Annotated in this window: 1 protein-coding gene; it reads right to left on the reverse strand. The window is 22.6% G+C overall.

The features are described 5' to 3' along the window. Positions 1–166: 166 nt before the first annotated feature. The coding region (locus V7056_RS06080) for a hypothetical protein (RefSeq protein ID WP_499700233.1) at positions 167–434 on the reverse strand (268 nt) is incomplete at its 5' end.

Here is a 434-nt window from a genome sequence, read left to right on the forward strand (position 1 = left end):
AAAGAAAAAGAATGTTTTATTGCAGTCTAAATTTTTCCTCTTCAACTAAAGCACTCATTTGGGCCAGAAAAGTTTTTATAAAAATGTAATCTGGTTATCTATCTCTCTAATCAACGGTTTTACGATAAAATTCAGGAAGATTATTTCAACGACGAAATTATAAATTTTAATTATTAAAGCGATCTATTATATTATCAAATGTAATAACTAATTGAATTAAGTTTAACTTAGTTATACCTTTATAATTTTCTAAATCTTGTTTTAATAATTCATTTAATTCATTTATATAAGGCTGATCTTCCTTATAGTGAGCACTAATATTATCAAAATCATATATTGATTGAAATAAGCTACGTATTCTGCTTATTTCATAATTAGATAAACTCACTATTATTTTATAAAATTTCTTCATATCAATATATTTTAATACTGCT

Source organism: Bacillus sp. JJ664, from assembly GCF_036962205.1.
Taxonomy (GTDB): domain Bacteria; phylum Bacillota; class Bacilli; order Bacillales; family Bacillaceae_G; genus Gottfriedia.